Source organism: Mangrovicoccus sp. HB161399 (genome assembly GCF_013184745.1).
Classification (GTDB): domain Bacteria; phylum Pseudomonadota; class Alphaproteobacteria; order Rhodobacterales; family Rhodobacteraceae; genus Mangrovicoccus.
The window spans coordinates 1-1,418 of the sequence record NZ_JAATVU010000234.1; the positions used below are offsets into that span (position 1 = coordinate 1).

Annotated in this window: 1 protein-coding gene; it reads right to left on the reverse strand. The window is 72.6% G+C overall.

The features are described from left to right. A partial coding sequence (locus HCC78_RS32550; RefSeq protein WP_172332819.1) for an aldehyde dehydrogenase (NADP(+)) occupies nucleotides 1-1,418 on the reverse strand: 1,418 nt, incomplete at both ends.

Here is a 1,418-nt window from a genome sequence, read left to right on the forward strand (position 1 = left end):
AGGTCATCCGGCATGACGCTGCCGGGGATGTTCTGGAAGCAGACGGGGCGCAGGAAGCGGCGGATCGACAGGGTTCCGACCGAGGTCGCGCCGAAGTTCGTCGAGGCCGGATAGGGCCCGCCATGGACCATCGCGTCGCAGACCTCGACGCCGGTCGGGAAGTTGTTCGCCATCACCCGGCCCGCCTTGCGCTCCAGGACGGGGAGCAGCTGGCGCGCCAGCGCCGCGTCGCCCTCGTCCATGTGCAGCGTCGCCGTCAGCTGGCCCTCGAAGCCCTTGGCCAGCTCCACCATCTGCTCCGCCGTGTCGGTGCGGATCACCAGCCCGAGCGGGCCGAAGACCTCCTCGCCGAGCGCATGGTCCTGCAGGTAGGACTCGGCGTCGGTCTCGTAGAGGTTCGGGGCGGCCGTGCGGCCCTCGCTCTCGGTCTCCAGCACCGGCGTGACCGAGTTGCGGTCATGGAAGCGCGCCTTGCCCGACTTGTAGGCCGCGGCGATCCCGTCGGTCAGCATGGTCTGCGGCGCGGCTTCGGCCAGCGCCCTTGCCGCCGCCGAGACGACCGCGTCGCCTTCGGGGCCCTTCGCCACCACGGCGATGCCGGGATTGGTGCAGAACTGCCCCGCGCCCATGGTCAGCGAGCCGGCCCAGCCGGTGCCGATCGCCTCGCCGCGCGCCGAGGCTGCCTCGGGCAGGATGAACATCGGGTTGACGGAGCCCAGCTCGCCGAAGAACGGGATCGGCTCGGGGCGCTGCGCGCAGAGGTCGAACAGCGCGCGGCCGCCGCCGAGCGAGCCGGTGAAGCCCACCGCCTTGATCAGCGGATGCTGCACCAGCGCGGTGCCGACATCGCGCTTGCCGCCCTGGATCAGCGAGAACACGCCCGCGGGCATGCCGCATTTGGCGATTGCCGCGGCCACGGCTTCGGCGACGATCTCGCCGGTCCCCGGGTGCGCGGAGTGGCCCTTGACCACGACCGGGCAGCCCGCGGCCAGCGCCGCGGCGGTGTCGCCGCCGGCGGTCGAGAAGGCCAGCGGGAAGTTCGAGGCGCCGAACACGGCGACCGGGCCGATCGGGCGCTGGATCATCCGCAGGTCGGGGCGCGGCAGCGGCGCGCGGTCCGGCAGCGCCGGATCGTGGCGGATGTCGAGGTACTTGCCGTCGCGGATATGCGACGCGAAGAGCCGCAGCTGGCCGGTGGTGCGGCCGCGCTCGCCCTGCAGGCGGCCCTCGGGCAGGCCGGTCTCCTGGGTGCCGATCTCGGTGATGGCCTCGGCGCGGGCCTCGATCTCGCCGGCAATGGCGTCGAGGAAGGCGGCGCGCTCTTCGCGGGAGGTGTAGCCGTAGGTCCAGAACGCATCCTCGGCGGCCTCGCAGGCGCGGTTCACCAGCTCGACGGTGCCGACGGAGAAGTCATGCGC